Consider the following 3551-nt stretch of genomic DNA (forward strand, 5'->3'; position numbering starts at 1 on the left):
TTTTTTTTTTTGTGTGTTTTTTGGGGGGCGGCGGCGGGGGCCCCGCCCCCCCCCGCCGTTCCGTCCGGGATGCGCGCCAGCGTCCAGTCGGGCAGCCGCTCATGGCACGGATACTGCGCGGCGAGCCGCTCGTCCAGATCGACGCCCAGCCTGGCTTGCCGCTAACGTACACATAACCGCGGCGCACCTCCGGGCAGCCGGGGAACACTTCGCGCATGCGCTCGGAAAATTCGCTCCACTCCTGTACGCCGAAATTTGGGCTGGCCAAATCCAGATGAATATTCGCCGTCTGGCCGACCGGCCGCCCGGGGCGGCCGAGCCGAATTTTCCGGCCCAATGCCAGGTAATGCGCTTCGCGCTCTTTCGTCGCGGCGATCGCTCCGGGGGCGATGCAGTTGACGCGGATGCCGTAGGCGGAAAGCTCGAGCGCGGCGGATTGCGATGCGCGGGCGAGCGCGGCTTTGACGCCGCCATACACCTCCACGCGGGGGTAAACACGCTCCACCCGCGTGGAGGTAATGTTGATCATGCATCCCTGAATGCCGCGTTCGATCATGTGGCGTCCGACATGCTGAATGAGCAGAATGGGAGCGCGAAAATCCAGATGCAGCAGCCGGTTGATGTCCGCCGTCTCCATCGCCGCAATGTCGTCGAACAGCGTGACGCCCGCATTGTTCACCAGCACGTCGAGCCGCCCCAGGGCCCGGACGGCCGATTCCGTCAGCCGTTCGGGTTCGGTTTCCCGCTCCAGATCGCCGTCGAACACGAAGAGCTTTCGTCCGAACCGCCCGCGGACTTCGGCCTTGACGGCTTCCGCCGAAGCGTGATCGTTCCAATGGCTGAGCGCCAGGTTATAGCCGGCTTCGGCCATCGCATAGGCGATTCCGCGGCCGATCCCCCGGCTGCCGCCGGTCACCAGCGCAGTTTTTCCCTCTCCCGTCCGGTTTTTTTCCCGTGCCGTTCCGAAGGCTACCATGCGGATTTCAACGTCCAGACGTCGAGCGATTTCATCTGAACGGCTCCGTCCGTGACGAACAGACGGACGCCAGGGCTGTCCGGGTCCGGATACATGCGGGTCGTGACGCATGTGCTTCCGTCGTTGCCGAACACTTCAAGCGAGAAGCGGTCTAGGAACAAATGAAGTTTCACCGTTCCGTCGGCCGCGGGCAGCAGGCGGCAGCGGCTGGTCTTGCCGGGCAGGTTGCCGGAGCCCGTGCAGTCCAAGGTCAATTCCCCCCGTGGCCGGTGCGTAACCGACGACAGTCTCGTGACGGCCGTCCGCGGACTGGCGCAGCTTGATTCCGAACCGTTCCCCGCCGCATCTGGCCGTATCGAACACGGCGGCCATTTCCAGCGAATCGACCTGCACGCCGTAGAGGGCCCCGACGTCCGGCGTCAACGTGAACGCATCGAACCGCCGGTGATCGCTTCTCAGCGCCTGCAATTCCTTGAAGGGCCGGAACCCCAGCTTGCCGTCCGGCAGTAGAACCGCTTCGCGCGGGATCGTCATCGCGCCGGCCCATCCGTAAGCCTTGGACGGCATCAGATTGAACCACATGTCCATCCAGCCGATCAAGATCACCCGGCCGCGTTCGTCAACCATCGTTTGCGGCGCGTAAAAGTCCCAACCCGCATCGACATCGCCGTCCGCTTCCACGACAAATTTCCCCGTGTCATAATCCATTTTGCCGATATAGTACAGACTTTTCCGGACCTCGCGCATATTGCCGGGCCATACCGCGGGCGAAACGAGCAGCACGTCCCGGTCCCCGATCGAGAAGAAGTCCGGGCAGTTCCAGATGACGCCGTGATGGGGACCCGGACTCTCGGCCATGACCCCGACATACCGCCATTCGAGGAGATCGGGCGATTTATACAGCAGCGCCTTCGCTATGCCGTCCTTGCCCGAACCGACCGCCATATACCAGCTGTTCTCGTGCTTCCATACCTTCGGGTCGCGGAAATCTTCCGAACCGTCAGGCGGAAACTCGCGGATGACGGGGTTCGTTTCGTATTTGCGGAACGTCACGCCGTCTTCGCTGAATGCCAAGCACTGGACCTGGCGTTTGACGCCCTCAGCGACGAGATTGCCCGTGTACACGAGCGTAAGCACACCGTTGTCGACCACCGCCGTGCCCGAAAAACAGCCGTTGCCCTCAAACGCCTCGCTCGGCGCCAAGGCTACCGGCAGATGCTCCCAGTGGATGAGATCCGCGCTTTTGGCGTGTCCCCAATGCTTCGGGCCGTTGTCCGCGCTGAACGGATGAAGCTGATAAAACATGTGGTATTCGTCTTTAAACCGGATAAGTCCGTTCGGATCGTTGATCCAGGCGGAAGGCGACATGAAATGATAATTCAACCGATACGGATCGCCGACGGTTCGCGGCTGCAGTTCCGCAACCGCCTGCATGGCTTTGCGGACGAGACTGTTATGAAGCTCGGTCCGTGCGGGATCGTAAAACGATGGCAGAGCCCTCCTTGAAAAGAAGAATGGGGTGCATGTCGGTTAAACGGTCATAATACCTCAAATTTAGTATACATTCGAATATTATAAAGCGTTTTCAAAACGATATTAACAAATAAACCGGCAAAGTCAATATAGATTTTTACCGATATTGTGGCAATGTGGATTGTGTTGGAGTTGATTATGGCGATAGTCGGTCGCCATATCGGTATAACGAATGTCTTTTAGGATCATGAAGAATGGCGCGGCGTTGCCGACTAGGACCGCGATCAAAAAATGCCGGGGCACGACACTTGGGGCTTCTACTCGGCGGAGGTTGCTCTGGATGGGAAGCAAGCGGTTGTTGTGACATCCGACGAGCCGGCTGCGTCGATAACGCGATTTTCAGCAGGCGGTGCTCGATTTAGGGTTTGAGATCGAACGTCTGCATGTTTGCCTCGATTGTGTCCGAGAGCGGCAGGGCTGGAACGGATCGCGAGCGGAGGAGTTGTCCTGATGGGGGCAGTGCCGGTATTGAAAGATATTCGACAAATGTCGACTTCATGAATTAGTCTTAATTTACTATATACAAAACTATCCATTTAAAGCTATATTGGGTTTGTGAACTTAATTTTGATTTATTAAATTATAGTTGACAAATTTATAATAACATGATTTATCGTAATGATCAGCATGATCGTATTATGCCTAAGAAGCTGTTTTGTTTTGTTCCTCTCATTATTTTTATCCAAAATGATGATAAGGTGGATAGATTTTCATAATTTCATATAAAAATACTAAGTAATGGAGGATTGAGTTATGAAGAAGGTTCTGGTAGTTATCGCTTTTCTCCTGCTTCTCAGTCAGTCAGTGTTTGCTCAACAGGAAAACTCGCAGCCAGAATACGACAGTATTAAGGAAAAGAAAGCACTCGCCGAAAAATATGCTCACAAGAAGAAAGTTGATCTTAATGAAGAAGAATTGGATAATCGAACGAGAGATGTCCAACGTGTTTTAAATGAATTGGCAGTTGAAGTAGCGGCCGGCAAAAAAAACGTGACAGAAGCAAAGCTCAAACTTGAGGAAATGGAAGTATATACATTGGAAA

The 3551-nt window shown here is 55.6% G+C and carries 4 protein-coding genes; 1 reads left to right on the plus strand and 3 read right to left on the minus strand.

Annotated features, from left to right (window positions below; all coding sequences use genetic code 11):
* The 3 genes from RWM61_RS20045 to RWM61_RS20055 form a co-directional block, all read right to left on the minus strand.
* A partial coding sequence (locus RWM61_RS20045) for an SDR family NAD(P)-dependent oxidoreductase (RefSeq protein WP_314004225.1) occupies nucleotides 1-976 on the minus strand: 976 nt, incomplete at its 3' end.
* On the minus strand, nucleotides 970-1230 hold the full coding sequence (locus tag RWM61_RS20050; protein ID WP_314004227.1) for a GH32 C-terminal domain-containing protein: 261 nt from the start codon (nucleotides 1228-1230) through the stop codon (nucleotides 970-972). The genes RWM61_RS20045 and RWM61_RS20050, both read right to left, overlap by 7 nt.
* On the minus strand, nucleotides 1112-2359 hold the full coding sequence (locus RWM61_RS20055) for a glycoside hydrolase family 32 protein (protein ID WP_314004230.1): 1248 nt from the start codon (nucleotides 2357-2359) through the stop codon (nucleotides 1112-1114). The genes RWM61_RS20050 and RWM61_RS20055 overlap by 119 nt, the downstream gene beginning before the upstream one ends.
* A gap of 903 nt (nucleotides 2360-3262) precedes the next feature.
* On the opposite strand from RWM61_RS20055, the gene RWM61_RS20060 reads away from it, so the two are divergent.
* On the plus strand, nucleotides 3263-3551 hold a 289-nt coding region (locus RWM61_RS20060), incomplete at its 3' end, for a hypothetical protein (RefSeq protein ID WP_314004232.1).

The sequence above is a fragment of the uncultured Paenibacillus sp. genome (genome assembly GCF_963515335.1).
GTDB lineage: Bacteria > Bacillota > Bacilli > Paenibacillales > Paenibacillaceae > Paenibacillus_I.